Raw genomic sequence first — 17,846 nt, forward strand, 5'->3', positions numbered from 1 at the left:
TCAGGGCGCCATCAACGCATATTTGGATTCGAGATATTCCTCGATGCCCTCGCGCCCGCCTTCCCGGCCAATACCGGATTCCTTGACGCCGCCAAAAGGCGCGATCTCATTGCCCAGAGCGCAGGTGTTCACACCAACCATGCCAAATTCCAGAGCATCTTTCACGCGGCACATGCGGGCGGCGTCTTGGGTGTAGAAATAAGAGGCCAGCCCGTATTCCGTGCTGTTGGCAATCGCGATTGCCTCTTCTTCGGTCTCAAAAGGGATCAGCGCCGCCACGGGGCCGAAGACCTCAGTCCCGGTGATCTGCATCTCGGTGGTGATACCGGTCATGACCGTGGGCAGATAATGCTTGGACATGTCCTCAGCAGTCGTGCCACCGCACAGCACTTTCGCCCCGTCAGCCACGGCGCTGTCCACCAGATTTTGCACTTTGCTCAATGACGCTTCATTGATCAGCGGGCCCAGCTCACATTGGTTCAGCCCATGACCGACTTTCAACGCCTCAGCGCGCTTGGCAAAGGCCTCTGCAAACTTGGCATAGATGCCGCGTTGCACCAGCACCCGGTTTGTGGCGGTGCAGACCTGCCCGGCATTGCGGTATTTGCACACCATCAGCCCGTCGATGGCTTTGTCCAGATCTGCATCATCAAACACGATAAACGGCGCGTTGCCTCCGAGCTCCATAGAGGCTTTCTTCACAGTGCCCGCGCATTGCGCGAGCAGCAGCTTGCCCACGGCGGTGGACCCGGTGAAAGACACTTTGCGCACCACATCACTGCCAGTGAACACGCCACCAATCGCCGGGGCATCCTTGCCGATCACCACATTGATCACCCCTGCCGGAATTCCGGCACGCGCCGCCAATTCGGTGAGCGCCAGTGCCGAAAGAGGCGTTTCATCGGAAGGCTTGACAACAATGGTACAACCCGCTGCCAATGCTGGGGCAACCTTGCGCGCCAGCATGGCGGATGGGAAATTCCACGGCGTGATCGCCGCCACCACGCCCACAGGCTCACGGGTCACAATGGCCTGCGCCTCTGGCACCAGCGAGGGCAGGATTGCGCCTTCTATGCGCTTGGCCTCTTCCGCGTACCATTTGATGTAGGAATTGCCATAGGCCACCTCTGCCAGAGATTCCGCCAGTGGCTTGCCATTTTCCAGCGTCAGGATCTCGGCCAGCGCCTCTTTGTGGCGCTCAACCAGCGCACACCACGCCTCAAGCAGCGCGGCCCGCTGGCGTGGTGGCGTCATCTTCCAGCCGGCCAGCGCTTTCTCTGCCGCCTGAACCGCAGCCTCGGCCTGCTCTGCGCCGTGATCTGACACATGGCACAGCACCTCGCGGGTCGCAGGGTCCAGCACAGGGAAGGTCGCGCCCCCGCTGGTTTCAACCCAGTCTCCGTCTATGAATGATCCGGTTTTCAGAAGGTCCAGCGCAATGGCTTTGTCCAGAGCAGCGCCCACAGTGGCGTCATTGAACGTGGTGGCGATAGTCACAAAGGTTCCCTTTTCCTACGAGCCGCCGACCGCAACCCATGCGTTTATCGGAAAAGGGTATGATCCGATGCATGTTTCGGTACAGCGAGTTTTATGAAACGTCAGGTTCGATTTTTTCGAATTAACGCACCAATTTGGATACCGCGCACCGGGCGCGGTACCCTCTGACCTCAGTCCAGAGACTGAATGAAGCGCACCAGATGACGGGCCACATTAGCCCCGTCTTCCAGCATGATCGAATGTTTGAGCTCCGGCAGGATCACCAGCTCTGAGTTCTCAAGCTCCGCATCAATCAAGGTGTTCAAGCGCGGATTGCAGCCCCCATCCTTTTCGCCGGTCAGCACCAGACAGGGATGTTTGACCTCATGCAGCCAAGGCAGCATTTCTGTGCCCGCATAAATACGAAACACATTCATGAAGATCTCGCCTGACATGCCGGTAACCTGATCCATGCGCCGTTGCACGATTTCCGGATGGCTCTCCAGAAACCCATCGGTATACCAGCGGTCTTTCAGGGTGGGCAGGACATTAGCGATGCCCTTTTCCTCCATGGCATGCACCACGGCCCAGACGTTTTTGCTGTCTTGTTCCGTGCGTCCTGCCGCAGTTGACAGAAGCCCGATGGACAACACCCGGTCAGGATATTTGCGCGCATAGGCCGGGCCGATCATGCCGCCCAGCGAATGCCCCGCAAAATGGGCTTTCTCGATGCCGAGCTTAGCGCGCAGCGCTTCCAGATCCGCCACCAGCTCATCCAGACCAAACTCCGCCTCCGGCAAGGGCGAAGTGCCATGGCCACGCAGGTCATAGCTGATCACGGTGAAATGCTCGGTCAGCACCGGCATGGCATAGCGCCAGGTGTCACGCGCCGCACCGATCCCGTGGATCAGGAACAGCGGCGGGCCTTCGCCCTCAACCGTATAGGCGCAGTCAATCACATCCGTCATGGCGCACCTCAATCCGGGTAAAGGTCACAGCACAGCTCGCCAGCGGACCCCCAGTCTTCTTTTTCAACTTCGGTGATCACCACCGCCAGCCCCTTTGGCGTGCCGCCACATGTGCGTACAAAGGCCTCCGTGACCTCTTTGACCATTTCGCGTTTCTGTTCACGGCTGCGGCCTTTGAACATCTCAACCCGGATGATTGGCATGTGTTTCCTTTCTAGTTTTATGAGTGTGGGAGGACACGGTGAAACCGGCCGTCCATATAGGTCAGGGGCGCAGCACCGCCCTCAAAGATATCTGTGACATGGCCGATCAGGATCAGATGGCTGCCCTGTTCAAAAGACGCCCCAAGCGCACAGTGAAACGCCGTTGAACCGGACAACACTGGACAGGCCGTTTCTGCTGCCAGCAAGTCGATCCCGTCAAAACGGTCGCTCAGATCTGCGTCCTGCGCGCCGGCAAACCGTCCGGCCATATCCGCGCAGGTTTCCGGCAGCACATTCACGCAGTAGCTTCCGTTTTCCACCACAGCGCGGGCGATGCGGCTGTCCGCACGCAGACAGATCAGCACCGAAGGCGGATCAGCCGACAGCGAATTGAAGGCGCTGACCGTGGCTCCATGGCGCCCAGCGGCACCATCTGTTGTCACCACGGTCACGCTTGAAGCCACTTGCCGCATCGCGCCGATAAAACGATCCCGTTCCACCGCGGTTATCCCACCCATGTAGCTCACTCTGCGGCCTCGCGCTTGTTCTTCATCGCAGGGGAGAAATGCGGAGCGATTTCTTCGGCAAATTGCTGAATTGTGTCCAGTGTTTCGCTCTGGGACAGACCAAAGTTGCAGCTCAGAATGAACCGGTCGATGCCCAGATCCGCATAAACGCCCAGTTTGTCGACGATCTCCTGCACAGACCCAATCATTAGGCTGTCATCCAGTTCCTGACGAGTCTGCTTGCGGGGCAGTTGCTTGATCAGGCCGTTTTCCACCTCGCCGGGACCGGTGAACACATTGTCAAACCGGGCGTAATAGGCTTCGGCCTGGTCAATAAACCGGGTCCGCTGCGCATCCGAATTGCTGATGAACCCGAGCCGCGACAGGGACAGCGTCAGATGTGAACCCGCATCGCCAAGCTCGTCTTTGGCGCGGTTGAAGCCTGCCACCTGATCTAGCAACAGCTGATGCTGGCCCGCCAACGGCGTGGTCTGAATGTGGAAACCCCGCTTGGTGCAGTGGTAAATCCCCTCAGGATTGAGCACCGCCATCATCATCTGCGGGCCGCCCGGTGTCATCGGACGCGGCATGATCGTGATCGGATCAAACTTATAGTATTTGCCATCTGCGCTGACCTCTTCTTCGGTCAGCAGCTTTTGCAGCAAATCCAGGGATTCATTGAATTTATCCTGCGTTTCTTCCATCGGAACGCCGATACGCTCCATTTCGTAAGCAAATGCACCACGGCCCACGCCCAGCATCAGGCGGCCCTTGGTAAAGATGTCCGCACAGACAACTTCCCCGGCGTAGACGCGCATGTCATGCAGCGGCAGAACAACGATCGACGTGATGATTTTCACATTGTCCGTGTGTTGCGCGATCTGCGTGGCAAACTGCAGCGGCGCGGGCATCATCAGGATGTTCACCAGATGGTGCTCGGTCACAGAGACAGAGTCATACCCAAGGCGATCAGCCAGCACGGCCTGCTCCAGCATGTCGTTAAATACGCGATCCCCGCCATATGATTTATCCGGGTAATAGGGGCTCAGCTGAACGCAAAATTCCATTGTCACCTCCTTGGGTTAGAGTGTCTTTTGAAAGACTGTGACAGAAGGTGCTTCACGAAGAAATTGAATTTATCAGCGTCTTAAATTCGATAAATTCAAACCTTGAAAATGAACGTGCGAAAGCGCTCTGCGCAGCACCGGATCACGCCACAGCTGCGTTCAAACACAATACCTTGCGATATGTCGGGCGGTTTTCTGAATGGTGCGCACAGCAGTGCCAAACAGAGCGTTCAGAAATAACGTCAGTCAGGTTTATTCGGAAACGAAACGCCCAAAACGGCGGCAACCGCATCAATACCTGCCTGCGCCAGATCCGGCCCCTGAAGCGCATCGACCCCAAGACAGGCCTCAATCCAAAGCCCATCAATCACCGCATTCACCTTGACCACCGCAATCGACAGCGCCGCGTCATCGGTTGGCTTTCCTGCCTGCCCCAAGGTCTGAGACACCAGATCCGTCAACACCTGACGGTAACGCCAGAACCCTTGTTCATGCAGCTCCCGCATGCGCGGATCAAACAACACCTTGCCAACAAAATTTGACCAAAACGCCAGATAATGCGGGCTGACAAAAGGCTCGCTCAGGCTAGCTTTGACAAAAGCAAACAGCTGGTCTGCCGGGTCCGGGCCCGCCTGCTCTGCGGCCACATGGGCATGTTTGGTCATATCCGCGGTGACCGTCGTGTAGGTCGCCTCGATCAACTCTTCCTTATTGCGGAAGTAGTGGCGGATCAGGCCAAAGGTCACCCCGGCAAACTCGGCGATATCGCGAATGGTCGTGCCTTCAAGCCCATTTTGCGCCACACATCGGTAAGTGGCATCAATCAGGGTATCATAGCGCTCTTGCCGACTGAGCCGTTTCTTCGCTTGTTTCGCCATGCTTACCGGTCACCTTTGGTACTAGTCTCTGCGTTGCGGGGTTCTCTTCTCAAAATAGCCAAAAACGCCCACGATCACCGCCGCCAGCACAATATAGATCAGCGCCAACAGTAACAACGGCTCATAGGTGATATAGGTGTCGCTGCGAATGCGCGAAATGACACCATAGGCGTCAAATACCGTGATTGTTGCCACCAGAGGTGTGGACTTCAACTGAAGCACCACTTCGCCCGCCAAAGTCGGCAGCACCCGCTGCAAGGCACGCGGCAGCCAGATACGGCGCAGGATCTTGAACCGGGGCATGCCATAGGCGCGTGCCGCTTCCAGTTCGCCTTTGGGCACACCGGCAAAAGCGCCCCGCATGATCTCCCCTTCATAACCCGCAAAGGACATGGTCAGCGCCAAGAGCGCATAGGGCCAGGCCTCGCGCAGATAGGGCCACATCCAAGAGCCCCGGATTTCCGGAATATGCGGGAACAGAGACCCAAGCCCATAATACAGAAAGAAAATCTGGATCAGCAGAGGCGTGCCGCGGATCACCGTACAATAGGCCGCAGCCAGCCGCGCCAGCGGCCAGGGCCCGATCACCTGCACAAGCCCGATCGGAATTGCGAGCAAAATACCCAGTACAACCGACACCGCCAACAGCCAGATCGTTGTCCAGACACCCTGCGCAATCATCGGCGCATATTTGGGCAGCCAGTCCCAGCGCATTGTCAGCGCCAGTGTCAGGATCAACGCCCCAAACACAAGCCCCATGCCAATGCGATGCCGAGGAACGCTACGCAGGCGCTGAAGCGGCCCAGCAGAAGTCTCAACAAGGTCCGACATCTTCAGCCCCCCAGCGCCGGCAGGCCACGACGGCTGCGTTTTTCCAGCCAGCGGATCCCGCGCATCGAAATGATGGTCACCGACAGATAAATCAACGCTGCCACCGTGTAGAATGTGAAGTAAGACTTGGTTGCGCCCGCCGCCTGTTTGGTGGCCAGCGTCAGCTCGGAGAAGCCAACAATCGAAAGCAACGCCGTGTCCTTCGTGGCGATCAGCCACAGATTTGCCAGCCCCGGCAGCGCATAAGGCAGCATCGCAGGCAGCGTAATCCGGCGCAGCACCTTCATGGCTGGCATGCCAAAGGCACGGGCGGCCTCAATCTGCCCCGCGGGGATGGCATTGATCGCGCCCCGGATCACTTCGGTTGTGTAAGCCCCCTGCACAATTCCGATCACATAGATCCCGGCCACAAGCCCGCTGATCTCCATTGGCCCCACACCAAATTGCCCAAGCACGAGGTTGATGAGCGAATTTCCGGCATAGTACAGCAACAAGATCAGCACCAATTCGGGCACCGCGCGCACAATTGTGGTGTAAAGCTCCAAGAGGTCACGCAACACCGGGCCGCCATAGAGCTTGCCAAAGGCGCCAGCGATCCCAATCAGGATGCCAAGGCCATATCCGCCCACAGCAATCTGCAACGTCGCCAGCAAGCCCCGCCAGAGCGCCCCGCCCCAGCTGTCCATCGCCAGAAGTTGGGCCGTCTCCGAACCCAGAAGAAATTCAAGCATGTTCCCTCAAGATCAAACACGTGATCAAAAAGGCGCTCCGGCACCGCAGGCCGGAGAGCCAGAGCCAGCGATCAGTCGCCGTAGATGTCAAAGTCGAAGTGTTTCGCAGTCACTTCCGCATAGGTGCCATTCTCACGCAGCGCGCTGATGCCCGCGTTGATGCGCGCTTTCAGCTCATCACTGCCCTTGCGCAGGCCAACGCCAGTGCCTTTGCCAAGAATGGCTGGATCATGAGCGGCGGTGCCTTTCACCTCGCAGCAGGACTGCCCGTCGTCAGATGCCATGAAACCCGCCAGCGCCAGCGAATCCGCCAGGGTTGCGTCGATACGGCCGGACACCAGATCCTGGTTCACCTCATCAAAGGTCTGATATTCGCGGATCTTTGCACCGGGATAGTATTTCTGCGCATAGGCGAGGTGGATGGTGGAAACCTGAACGCCAAGGATTTTTCCGTCCAACGCCTCTGGGCTCGCGTCCATTTCAAGCCCCTTTGCGCCAACGACATAGGCGGGTGTCTGATAATATTTATCCGAGAAATCAATGGTCTTCTCACGTTCTGCGGTGATCGACATCGAGGTCATGATGGCGTCAATCTTCTCACCCGTCAGGGCGGGGATCAGCCCATCCCAAGGCACCGGAGTGATCTCACATTCGGCCTTGATCTCGGCGCAGAGCGCAGCGATGAAGTCGATCTCCCAGCCAGACCAATTGCCATTGGCATCCGGGGTTGAGAACGGCGGATAGGGTTCTGCGGCAACCCCGATGCGCAGCGTGTCTGCCTGTGCGGCAAAAGCGGTGCAGCTGAGCGCAACCACAGCGGTCAGTGTTTTCAAAGTTGTTTTCATTATCAGGCTCCCTGTTGTCTGATTATCTCTGTTGGATTTGTTGTATTGTTTTGGTCTTTGTCTGGCGTCACCCGATGGAGCGCAGGAATTGCTGCAAGCGCTCTGACTTCGGAGCATTGAAAATTTGCTCGGACGGGCCTTCTTCCTCGATCCGGCCTTGGTGCAGAAAGATCACCCGATCCGCGACATCCCGGGCAAATGCCATCTCGTGAGTGACCAGCATCATGGTGCGACCTTCCCCTGCAATATCCTTGATAACCTTAAGCACCTCTCCCACCAGTTCGGGATCAAGCGCAGAGGTCGGCTCGTCAAACAACATCGCGCTAGGTTCTACCGCCAGCGCACGCGCAATCGCCGCGCGTTGCTGTTGTCCCCCAGACAGGAAAGACGGAAAGCTGTGGCGTTTCTCATAAAGCCCGACACGGCGCAGCATGTCTTCGGCGGTGGCGATGGCCTGATCGCGCGACTGCCCCAACACATGCACAGGGACCTCGATCACATTGTGCAAAATATCCATATGTTGCCAAAGGTTGAAGCTCTGGAACACCATGGCGAGATTGGTGCGAATGCGCTCGACCTGCCGTCGATCAGAGGGCTCCAGCCCATGCTGCGTTGTCTTCAATTTGATCTCTTCACCACCGATGATGATCTGACCGGAATTGGGCTTCTCCAACAGATTGATACAGCGCAGAAACGTGGATTTCCCCGACCCTGAGCCGCCAATGATCGCGATCACCTCGCCGTGGCGGGCAGTGACCGAAAGCCCTTTGAGCACCTCAAGATCGCCGTAGCTCTTGTGCAGGTTGCGCACCTCAATGGCAGGAGCGCGCGGATCGGTTGCGGCATGAGATTGAGCTGCGAGCATGGGCTCTCCTGTGTGATGTCTGGCAAATTTTTTTTGCACAACTGTATACTTTACATTTGTACAATAAGCAGGCCATATCAGACGAAGCAACCATTTTCTCGCTCAGCCCGTTCAGGCGCGCCCCAAAACGCCTTGATCGGCAGCGCGCGACAAGGAGACATCAGTGAAATACGGCGACATAACCAGCAGATTGGCCAACCTCGGCGGGGACAAATGGGCCGTTCACCTGAAAGCGCTTAAAATGAAGGCAGACGGCGCGGATATTGTGATCGCCTCCATTGGCGAGCCGGAAATTCCCCCAAGTCCGATTCTGATGCAGAGCTGTCATGACGCCCTGACGGCGGGCCGTGCCGGCTACTCCAACGGTCAAGGTGAAACCGACCTTTTGCAGACTTTGGCAAAACGCTATGCAGCGCGCAGTGGCCGGGCGATCACTTCCGCAAATGTGATGACCGTACCGGGAACACAGACCGCGCTATATCTAACCATGATGGGCCTGCTGAATCCCGGTGATGAGGTGCTGGTAGGCGATCCCTTTTATGTGTCTTATGAGGGTGTTGTCGCCGCGCCGGGCGGGCGTTTCGTGCCCGTGCCCATGTCGGCTGATAATGGCTTTCGCCTACAGGCGCGTGACATCGCCCCCCATATCACGCCGCGCAGCCGTGCCATCCTGCTGACCACGCCTCACAATCCCACAGGAGCGGTTCTGCGCCCCGAAGATCTGCGCGCCATAGGTGACCTGGCCAAAGAACATGATCTCTGGATCATCAGCGACGAAGTCTACGCAGAGCTGGTGTTTGACGGCGCTTTCACCTCTCCGCTGGATTTCGCCGATCTGGCAGAGCGCACCATTGTGGTCTCCTCGATTTCAAAATCCCATGCCGCACCCGGCTTTCGCAGCGGCTGGATCGTGGCACCGGAGGAATTTGTGTCCCGCGTGCTGCCGCTGTCTGAAACTATCCTGTTTGGCAATCAGCCTTTCATTGCTGACGCAACAGAGGCCGCACTCTTGGCGCCAAACACCACAGCACAGGACATGCGTTCCAGCTATCGTCGCCGCGCGCAAATGCTGGTCGACGGTCTGGCAGATCTGCCTTCTGTGCGCATCAGCCTGCCGGATGCGGGTATGTTTGTGATGTTCGACATCCGCGACACCGGACGCAGCGGCGAAGCCTTTGCAGAAGACCTGCTGGCGCGCGAGGCTGTCTCTGTGCTGCCCGGCGAAGTATTTGGCACCCAAGGCGCAGGTTTTGTGCGCATCAGCCTGACCATCACCGATACAGACATGCAGCGCGTTGTGCGCGGCCTAGCAAATGTCCTGAAAGGAGTACCCGCATGAAAACCGTTGGCGTGGCCCTTGTAGAGATGCTGGAACAGCTGGAGACAGAAGTCGTCTTCGGCATTCCCGGCGCACATACAATCGAGCTTTACCGTGGCCTGGCCGCCTCCACCATCCGCCATATCATGCCGCGCCACGAACAGGGCGCTGGGTTCATGGCGGATGGCTATGCCCGTGTCAGCGGCAAACCCGGCGTGTGCCTGCTGATCACCGGCCCCGGCCTCACCAACGCGCTCACTGCGATGGCGCAGGCCATGCAGGATTCTATCCCGATGCTGGTGATCACCGGCGTCAACCCAGCGAGCAGCTTTGGGCGCGGGCGCGGCTTGCTGCACGAATTGCCGGACCAGCAGGGCCTGATCCGCGCCATGACCCCGCACAGCCACAGCCTACGCAGCGCTGAGGAGCTGCCCGGCGCCCTGCGCGCGGCCTTTGACTTGTTTGAAAGCGCCCGCCCCGGTCCGGTCCACATCGAGATCCCCACCGATCTGATGGCCGCCCCGATGCCTGACTACACCCTGCCGCCATCTTCTGCGCAGCCACCACAGGCGGAGCCCTCCGCGCTTCAGGCCGCAGCCGAGCTGATTGCGCAGGCTAAAACTCCGCTGATTTTCGCCGGTGGCGGATGCAAAGGCGCAGGGAATGCCGTGCTTTCCTTTTCACAACAAATAGATGCCCCGGTGATCTCCACCGCCAATGCGCGCGCAGACCTTGGGCAGCACCCTCTGCATGTGCCCGCCTCAGCCTCCCTGCCCGAAGTGCGTGAGATCATCGCAGAGGCGGATCTGGTGATCGGTCTGGGCACGGAAATGGGCGCAACCGACTATGATGTCTATATGGATGGCGGCTTCCCGCCCCTACAGCGCTTTATCCGCGCAGACATTGATGCCGACCGCTTCACGCAAGAACCCGTCTGTGAAGTGGCTTTGCACGGCGACATCACGCAAACCCTGATTGGACTTGCTCCTCTGCTGCCCCCCACTGCGGATCGCGGGGGGAATGCACGCACACAGGCGCTGCTGGCGGCGGCCACGCCCCCTGCGGGCACCCCCATGGCGGCAGATCTCGCCATCCTGCAAGCAGTAACAGACGCCCTGCCCGGCTGCATCATCGTCGGAGATTCCACGCAGCTGGTCTATTCCGGAAATCTGTTCTTGCCCACCACACAAACCCTCGGGGGCTGGTTCAACTCCGCCACCGGCTACGGCACCCTTGGCTATGCGCCACCTGCCGCCGTGGGCGCAGCCCTCGCGCTTCCGGAAGCGCCCGTGGTCTGCCTTGTCGGGGATGGTGGTCTGCAATTCAGCATCGCAGAGCTGGCCGCCGCAACCGACGCAGGCACCCCGGTGATCTTTCTGGTCTGGAACAATGCGGGCTATCGGGAAATCGAAACCTATATGGCCGATGCCGAAATCAGCCCCATCGGCGTAGATCCCTCCTGCCCCGATCTGATGCAGATCGCCGCCGCCTACGGGATGAAAGATCTGCGCGCCACCGATCTCGATGGTTTAACAGCCGCACTGGCGCAGGTCAGAGAAAACCGCACACCTGCCCTGATCGAATGTATCGCGCCGGACGACACCTATGCACCAGCCGCTTGGGGCGGCTAAATTCACCGCCCCCAGCAGAACCAAGTTCTAGCCAAGCTCCATTGAAGCAATGGCGAAGCAAGGGGTCGCTTGGACTTCAAACGGGCCGCGATACATGCGCGCTGTTTCAAAACCGGCTTCCAAGCCAAGGCTGTCGCACAGGCGGCGCAATTCCGTTGCGCTATCTGTTGGACCTGTCGCGTTTTTGTGCCGCCCCTTTGCATGCGTAAAACTACCTAGGCTAGTAGGACACCACCGCGCGGTAAATAGACGCTTCAAAGTGCCTGCGCAGACTTAGCGCTGCCCCTTCGTGGTCTTTCTTTTCAATCTGTTCGAAGATCGCCAGATGTTCATTCGCGGCACTCAGCAAATTGCGTAAATAGGCGGCATTTTTCTGCATTGAGCGCACCATGCGAATGTTCTGTTGCAGCCGATTGTGGGTCGCCAGCATGGACTTGTTGTTAAGCGCCTCGACAAAACTTGAATGAACAAATTGATCCAACGCCACAAAAGCAGCAACGTTTGTCATGTTGTCCGGCTCTTGCTCCAGGCGATCGATTAACATCAAATGGCGATCCCGCACAGCTTTCAGCCAATCGTCATTCACGCTTGCAGCAAAAGATCGAAGTGCTTCCTCTTCAATGAGGATTCGGAACTGATAGTTTTCGCGAACAAATGACAATTCGGGGTTCAGAATGGTCACACCTGCGCGCTGCTTAACCTCAATCAGGCCGTATTCCTCCAGTAAAACCAATGTCTCTCGCAGTGGTGTCAGCGACAAATCAAGTAAATCACATAGTTGTGCCTGAGTTAATGTCGTGCCCGGTGGCAATTGGCCCGTCCCGACGGCCTGAATGAACTTTTCAAATCCCGCATTCCAATGCTTTGGCAGTTCTTCGAGCGTTTCAGGGATGTAAACCTGATCCAAAACCATCTCCGTCATGCGCTGCTTTTCCGATCAATTTTTTGCTTCTTTTAGCACTGACACCAGGCTCCTGAAAACCCCAAGGAGAATTTTTTGAAATCAAAAATATTCTTTACAGGCTTTAAAATATTTTTAAGGTGGCAAAAAAGAGGATTAAAATGAAGATAGCCAATTTCACATGTTGGGTTCATGAGGCACCACGTGCGCCACAAATCATCTGGCGTTTTGGTTTGCCAACGTCGCACGGCGGCTTACCTGACGGCGAAGGTCCACGACTGGCGTCTATCCTCATGGAGACAGAGTGCGGTCGATCCGGTTTTGTCACTGTCGAAATGGGGGACGCGGTATTCGACGTCGTCAGGCGCCGTTTCGCGCATTTCATCGGTGACAACCCTCTGATGACCGAGCGCATGTGGACCCGCGTTTGGGAAGTCGACCGCATGGAAGAGTTCCACCAGCGCCAACTTGGCATCCTCGATATGCTGTGCTGGGATCTCAAATCCAAAGTGGCTGAGATGCCCCTTCATGTGATGCTAGGGGGCTCTAGAACGTCGATCCCGGCCTATGCCTCCACAGCGACCTGGAAAGATCTGGCGACCTATGAGCGCAACATCAAAACCTGCCGAGATGTCGGCTTTGGGGCATACAAACTACATGCTTGGGGGCTGGTGAAAGAAGACATTGAATTGATCCGCGCCCTGCGCAAATGGGTTGGGCCTGACGCTCCGCTTATGTTTGATGGATCAGCAGGCTGGGACTACGCCGATGCGCTGACCGTAGGCAAGGCCCTGCAGGACGAAGGGTACATGTGGTACGAAGAGCCGATGCGTGAATTCCACCTCGGGTCCTACGCCAAGCTCGCGGACAAGCTTGATATACCCATTCTGGCAGCAGAAACGTCTGACGGCGTACACTGGAACGCGGCAAGCTGGATTGAGGCCGGGGCGCTCGATATGACGCGTGTCAGCTTCCACTTCAAAGGTGGCTTCACGGGCTCGATGAAGATCGCGCAACTGTCCGATAGCTTCGGCATGCGCGCACAGGTACATGGCATGGGGCTGGAAAACGCGCAGCTGTGCGGAGCCATTGAAAACAATGATTTTTACGAACAGATCATCTTCGATGAAGACCACATTCACACCCTCAAAGACATGGGGGCGATCTCCATCATTGATGGTCAGTTAAACATCTCTCAGGAGCCGGGTATTGGGCATCACTTTGATCGGGATAAACTGGATGCGACCGCTTTGTCCAAAACCGTCGTAGATCAGCGGCGGGACTAATCCATGTCCAAGGTTTTGCTTCGCAATATTCGCAAGTCTTTCGGCGCACTTGAGGTCATTACTGGTGTTGATCTTGACATTGAGCCGGGGGAGTTTGTGGTCTTTGTCGGGCCATCAGGCTCTGGTAAATCGACGATGTTGCGCATTCTTGCCGGGCTTGAAGATGCCACTGCGGGCCAGATCCAGATTGGTGATCATGACGTAACCTACGCTTCGCCCTCTGAGCGCGGCATCGCCATGGTGTTTCAGTCTTACGCGCTGTACCCGCATAAATCTGTCTTTGAGAACATCGCCTTCAATCTGCGCCTGAATAAGGTTTCAAAAGCGGAGGTGGACAGTCGTGTCCACGAAGCGGCGCGTATTCTGCGCCTTACCGAGCTGCTGGAGCGCAAACCCAGCCAACTGTCAGGAGGTCAGCGCCAACGCGTTGCAATCGGCCGCGCGATTGTGCGCAATCCCGAGGTGTTTCTGTTTGATGAACCATTGTCAAATCTGGATGCTGCGTTGCGCGTTGAAATGCGATTTGAGATCGAAAAACTGCACCGCAATGTCGGCGCTACAATGGTCTACGTGACCCATGATCAGGTCGAAGCAATGACACTGGCTGACCGCATCGTCGCATTTGACGGTGGCAGAATTCAGCAAATTGGCACCCCTCTGGAGCTCTACAATCACCCAAACAATCTCTTCGTCGCAGGATTTATAGGCTCGCCCAAAATGAATTTCATCGCGGCGACTGCGGCTGGCTCGAACTTGGTTCAGATTGAACTGGCAGAGCAAAAATCCGTTGCTCTGAACCAGTGTGACCTGACGGGACAGTCGGATCTGACGCTCGGCATTCGCCCCGAAGCCGTGCAGATCGGAACCGAGCAAACTGACGCTTTGAATTTCAGAGGGGAAATCGTCTCACTAGAACAGCTCGGCCACGTAAGTTACGCCCATATCGACTATGGCAGCGAAACACCTCTGGTCGTGCAATTACCAGCCTCAGCCAGCGAAAAACGGGGCGATATCGTACCCGTCTCAATCACCCCTGACGACTTCCACGTCTTTGATGGCACAGGCCAATCCATCCGATAATCCGGTCACTAAGGGAGGAGACCCAAGATGAAGAAACGGATACTTCTGACAACCGTCGCCACAGCGCTTGCAGCGGGCAGTGCAACGGCAGATCCGGTAAAGTTAACTGTATGGTCAGACACAGCGCGCATAGAGCCGTTCAAAGCGTTTGATGCCGCCCATGACAACATTGAGCTCGATATTGTTACGGTCGCCCCGCCGGACCAGACTGCAAAACTGCAACTTGCGATGCGCTCAGGGGATGATGTGCCCGATGTGATCTTCATGGCAGAACTACAGCAGATTGCGCAATTGTCCACCCGCCGTTCAAACTATCTGATGGATCTCAGCGACAAGGTAGACGCCACCGTTGTTGACAGCTTCCTGCCAAGCTCACTCTCGCCATGCGAAACCGGAGACGGACGCCTCCTGTGCTTGCGCAACGATCTGGCCCATTTCATCACTTGGTACAACAAACCGAAGTTTGATGAACTGGGACTGGCGGTCCCGGCAACTTGGGAAGAGTTTGAAAAAATTGGGGAGGTGGCTGCACAAAACGGGATGATCGTCGGTACAGGTACGCAACCGACACCGGTGGTGAATATGCTGATTGCGGGCGGTTGTGAGCCTGGGTTCCTGGTGGAAGGATCCACCGATACGATCAAAATCGATATGGCGAATGACGGTTGCGTTGCAGCCGCAGGCATGGTGGACCGGATGCGCGCGAATGGCGCCCTGAGCCCTCACGGCCCGTTTGAGCCGTCCTTTGTGACCGACGTCAAAGACGGCAAGCTGTTGATGTTTAACGGCCCGACATGGTTCGGTGAACACGTAATGCGACCTCTCTATGAGCTGGATGGCGGCATCGTTGCAGCCTCTGAATCTCTGAAGTTTCAGGATCAAGAAAAACCCGTCGCTTGGAGCTGGGGCGGCGGTGTGTTTGGCGGCTACCACAAATCCGAGCACCCCGATGAAGTGGTGCAACTCATTAAGTGGATGACCACGGACACCGGTTTGCAGGGCAAAGCAACCACTATGCCTGCCCATGCGGACAGTTCCGCGGTTTGGAAAGATCGCGTCGCCAGCGACCCTTGGTATGCCGCAGCAGATGTCTACGATAAAATGGAAGCTTCAGCACCTTACGGACATCCTTCATATGCCGGATACCGCTTTGATATCATGGCAGCCTTTGCCAAGATCGACGGAGCATCTGACGGCAGCATCGTGGACAAGCTGGCAGACTATGCAGCTGAAATAGAAAACTCCGCCAAAGTTGCCGGGTATAAGATCGCAAACTAACCCTGTTCGGAGGCGGCACACGCCGCCTCCCCTTGCTCGCTCACAGGCATCCATGACACAAATCTCAGCGCCCAATTCAGACCCTAAAAAACGCCGCCGGCAGGATCGCTGGTTCATCATCGCGATGATGGCACCCTATCTGGCATTGCTTGGCTTCTTCGGGATTGCGCCGGTTGTCTATGCGATCGGTCTCAGTTTTATGGACACAATCGACTGGGTGTTCTGGGGCTTCACAAATTACGAATTTGTTCTCAATGACTTCCGCCTGATTGAAGCCATTCAGAATGTGTTCACCTATGTCACCATCTGGCTAACCATGATGGTTGTCGGCATAGCGGGTCTGTCGTTGATGCTGGACGCCCTGCCGGATCGCGCGGCGTCTGTGCTGCGAACCTCGTTCTTTTTACCTGGCGCGATAACCTCATCCGCTATCGTGATCCTCTGGCTCTTTCTTCTGGACCCCGCCGTGAGCCCCTATGGCGCTTTGTTTGAAGCGTTTGGATGGGAGAACCGCCGTCAGGTCGTGTCACATTTCGGCTACCCTGTCGTCTTTGCATTGATGGCCTATCTCGCCTATTCCGGCGGCTGGATCGTGGTGATTGGCGGCGCGCTTAAAGGCATTTCAAAAGAAGTGGTTGAGGCCGCCCATGTGGATGGGGCCAACCAGTTCCAAATTGCAACGCGGGTCAAATTGCCGATGGTCTGGCGTTCCCTTGCCCTGATGGCCATCCTGTCCTTTGCAAACGGTATCCAGATGTTTGTGGAACCCCAGCTCATGTCACTGGCAGGTTCGACCTATTCACGCCCCGACTGGTCAGTAAACCAGTTGGCGTTCCAATATGCGTTTAACTTGGGTGATTTTGGCGCGTCCGCCGCGATGAGCACCATGCTCCTCGGGGTCGCGATCTTCATCTCTCTCTGCGTTGTCTTTGGCACGCGGTTTTACAAAATGGATTGACCCATGGCCGCTGCTCAGAAAACACCCCCCTTGAATGCCCGGCTGGGATGGATCATCGTTTGGTTCTGCCTCGGGCTTGCCTTTGTCTTTTACGCAACACCAATTTTGTGGCTATTGCTCGCCGCCTTTCGAGACGAACCCACGCTGTTTTCATCGGGGCCATTTTCTTTGGGTCGCTTTGAGATGTTGGCCCAGACATGGCACAATCTGACAACCTACAATGACTTTCAGATTGGCCGATGGGCCCTGAACTCTGCAATCTACACCATCGGCGGCGTCAGCCTGTCACTGGCCGCGGTGCTCCCCGCAGGGTTCATACTGGCAACTTATGATTTCGCCTTGCGCAAGACCATTCTAGTGCTGACTCTGGTGGCCATGATTACGCCCAACACTGTGGTTGCGCTGCCGATCTTCCTTCAGATGCAGGCCTTCGGACTGAACAACAGCTACCTGGGCATGATCATCGCCACCGCGTTTTTTCCGTTTGGAGTCTATCTCGCCTATATCTACTACGCCACATCACTGCCAAATGGGCTCATAGACGCAGCCCGCATTGATGGCGCGAGCCGATTTGAAGTCTTTAGTAAAGTTGCCTTGCCTCTCTCCCAACCGTTGATCGCACTGGTCGCCTTCTTCAGTTTTCTCGCCAATTGGAGCAACTATTTTTTGGCCTTTGTGCTTCTCACCAAAGATGAACTCTATAGCCTGCCCATTGGACTTGCCGTCTTGGTCAGCAGTTCCGGCGCCTTGGGGAATGACGTTGCCAGCGATATTCCAATCAACAAACCGGAAGCAATTGTTGCGGCTATTTTGGTCATTGCCCCGGTGCTGTTGCTGTTTCTTGCTTCCCAAAAATACGTGCGTGCGGGAACACTGTCGGGCGCTGAAAAAGGGTGACTTTTCTGGCGATATATCGCCGCTTGATCACGCAGTCTTGGTGACATCGGTCACCAAAATGCTTGGGCGAAATCCTGTTTGATACGCTTTATCGACGATGATTTCCGTGGGGTGCTCTCGGTCACCC

At 56.7% G+C, this 17,846-nt stretch carries 18 protein-coding genes; 7 read left to right on the forward strand and 11 right to left on the reverse strand.

Going from position 1 to position 17,846, the window contains the following annotated elements; all coding sequences use genetic code 11:
* The 10 genes from ACO07T_RS19445 to ACO07T_RS19490 all read right to left on the reverse strand — a co-directional run bounded on the left by ACO07T_RS19445 (position 1) and on the right by ACO07T_RS19490 (position 8,370).
* Complete coding sequence (locus tag ACO07T_RS19445; RefSeq protein WP_422050767.1) at positions 1–1,497, reverse strand: NAD-dependent succinate-semialdehyde dehydrogenase; 1,497 nt, start codon at positions 1,495–1,497, stop codon at positions 1–3.
* Positions 1,498–1,667: 170 nt separating this feature from the next.
* Complete coding sequence (locus ACO07T_RS19450; protein ID WP_422050768.1) at positions 1,668–2,444, reverse strand: alpha/beta fold hydrolase; 777 nt, start codon at positions 2,442–2,444, stop codon at positions 1,668–1,670.
* 8 nt (positions 2,445–2,452) lie between these two features.
* On the reverse strand, positions 2,453–2,647 hold the full coding sequence (locus tag ACO07T_RS19455; protein WP_422050769.1) for a 2-hydroxymuconate tautomerase: 195 nt from the start codon (positions 2,645–2,647) through the stop codon (positions 2,453–2,455).
* A gap of 17 nt (positions 2,648–2,664) precedes the next feature.
* On the reverse strand, positions 2,665–3,165 hold the full coding sequence (locus ACO07T_RS19460) for a flavin reductase family protein (RefSeq protein ID WP_422050770.1): 501 nt from the start codon (positions 3,163–3,165) through the stop codon (positions 2,665–2,667).
* A 5-nt stretch (positions 3,166–3,170) separates the two neighbouring features.
* Positions 3,171–4,220: an LLM class flavin-dependent oxidoreductase gene (locus ACO07T_RS19465; protein WP_422050771.1), complete on the reverse strand. Its 1,050-nt coding sequence runs from the start codon at positions 4,218–4,220 to the stop codon at positions 3,171–3,173.
* 242 nt (positions 4,221–4,462) lie between these two features.
* A complete protein-coding gene (locus ACO07T_RS19470) occupies positions 4,463–5,098 on the reverse strand; it encodes a TetR family transcriptional regulator C-terminal domain-containing protein (RefSeq protein WP_422050772.1) in 636 nt (211 codons plus the stop codon).
* 21 nt (positions 5,099–5,119) lie between these two features.
* The gene (locus ACO07T_RS19475) at positions 5,120–5,929 is read right to left on the reverse strand and encodes an ABC transporter permease (protein WP_422050773.1); all 810 of its coding nucleotides are present in this window, start codon (positions 5,927–5,929) and stop codon (positions 5,120–5,122) included.
* Between the two features lie 2 nt (positions 5,930–5,931).
* Positions 5,932–6,660 carry an ABC transporter permease gene (locus ACO07T_RS19480; RefSeq protein ID WP_422050774.1) on the reverse strand — a complete coding sequence of 243 codons (729 nt, stop codon included), beginning with the start codon at positions 6,658–6,660 and terminating at the stop codon, positions 5,932–5,934.
* 71 nt (positions 6,661–6,731) lie between these two features.
* Positions 6,732–7,505 (reverse strand): transporter substrate-binding domain-containing protein, encoded by a 774-nt coding sequence (locus tag ACO07T_RS19485; RefSeq protein ID WP_422050775.1) that lies wholly within the window; start codon positions 7,503–7,505, stop codon positions 6,732–6,734.
* A 67-nt stretch (positions 7,506–7,572) separates the two neighbouring features.
* Positions 7,573–8,370: an ABC transporter ATP-binding protein gene (locus tag ACO07T_RS19490; RefSeq protein WP_422050776.1), complete on the reverse strand. Its 798-nt coding sequence runs from the start codon at positions 8,368–8,370 to the stop codon at positions 7,573–7,575.
* Between the two features lie 163 nt (positions 8,371–8,533).
* Here ACO07T_RS19490 and ACO07T_RS19495 point away from each other — a divergent pair, with 163 nt between their 5' ends.
* Positions 8,534–9,709: a pyridoxal phosphate-dependent aminotransferase gene (locus tag ACO07T_RS19495; protein ID WP_422050777.1), complete on the forward strand. Its 1,176-nt coding sequence runs from the start codon at positions 8,534–8,536 to the stop codon at positions 9,707–9,709.
* Positions 9,706–11,319, forward strand: a complete 1,614-nt coding sequence (locus ACO07T_RS19500; RefSeq protein WP_422050778.1) for a 5-guanidino-2-oxopentanoate decarboxylase — start codon at positions 9,706–9,708, stop codon at positions 11,317–11,319. The genes ACO07T_RS19495 and ACO07T_RS19500 overlap by 4 nt, the downstream gene beginning before the upstream one ends.
* Before the next feature lie 220 nt (positions 11,320–11,539).
* Here the strand turns inward: ACO07T_RS19500 and ACO07T_RS19505 are convergent, their stop codons facing one another.
* Positions 11,540–12,241 (reverse strand): GntR family transcriptional regulator, encoded by a 702-nt coding sequence (locus ACO07T_RS19505; protein ID WP_422050779.1) that lies wholly within the window; start codon positions 12,239–12,241, stop codon positions 11,540–11,542.
* Positions 12,242–12,381: 140 nt separating this feature from the next.
* On the opposite strand from ACO07T_RS19505, the gene ACO07T_RS19510 reads away from it, so the two are divergent.
* From ACO07T_RS19510 to ACO07T_RS19530, 5 genes are read left to right on the forward strand one after another with little or no spacing between them, the layout of a single operon-like run.
* Positions 12,382–13,506: an enolase C-terminal domain-like protein gene (locus tag ACO07T_RS19510; protein ID WP_422050780.1), complete on the forward strand. Its 1,125-nt coding sequence runs from the start codon at positions 12,382–12,384 to the stop codon at positions 13,504–13,506.
* 3 nt (positions 13,507–13,509) lie between these two features.
* The gene (locus ACO07T_RS19515; protein ID WP_422050781.1) at positions 13,510–14,586 is read left to right on the forward strand and encodes an ABC transporter ATP-binding protein; all 1,077 of its coding nucleotides are present in this window, start codon (positions 13,510–13,512) and stop codon (positions 14,584–14,586) included.
* A 27-nt stretch (positions 14,587–14,613) separates the two neighbouring features.
* The gene (locus tag ACO07T_RS19520) at positions 14,614–15,864 is read left to right on the forward strand and encodes an ABC transporter substrate-binding protein (protein ID WP_422050782.1); all 1,251 of its coding nucleotides are present in this window, start codon (positions 14,614–14,616) and stop codon (positions 15,862–15,864) included.
* 52 nt (positions 15,865–15,916) lie between these two features.
* Positions 15,917–16,822 (forward strand): carbohydrate ABC transporter permease, encoded by a 906-nt coding sequence (locus ACO07T_RS19525; protein WP_422050783.1) that lies wholly within the window; start codon positions 15,917–15,919, stop codon positions 16,820–16,822.
* A 3-nt stretch (positions 16,823–16,825) separates the two neighbouring features.
* A complete protein-coding gene (locus tag ACO07T_RS19530) occupies positions 16,826–17,719 on the forward strand; it encodes a carbohydrate ABC transporter permease (protein ID WP_422050784.1) in 894 nt (297 codons plus the stop codon).
* Positions 17,720–17,846: the final 127 nt, after the last annotated feature.

The sequence above is a fragment of the Shimia sp. genome, assembly GCF_965227725.1.
GTDB lineage: Bacteria > Pseudomonadota > Alphaproteobacteria > Rhodobacterales > Rhodobacteraceae > Shimia.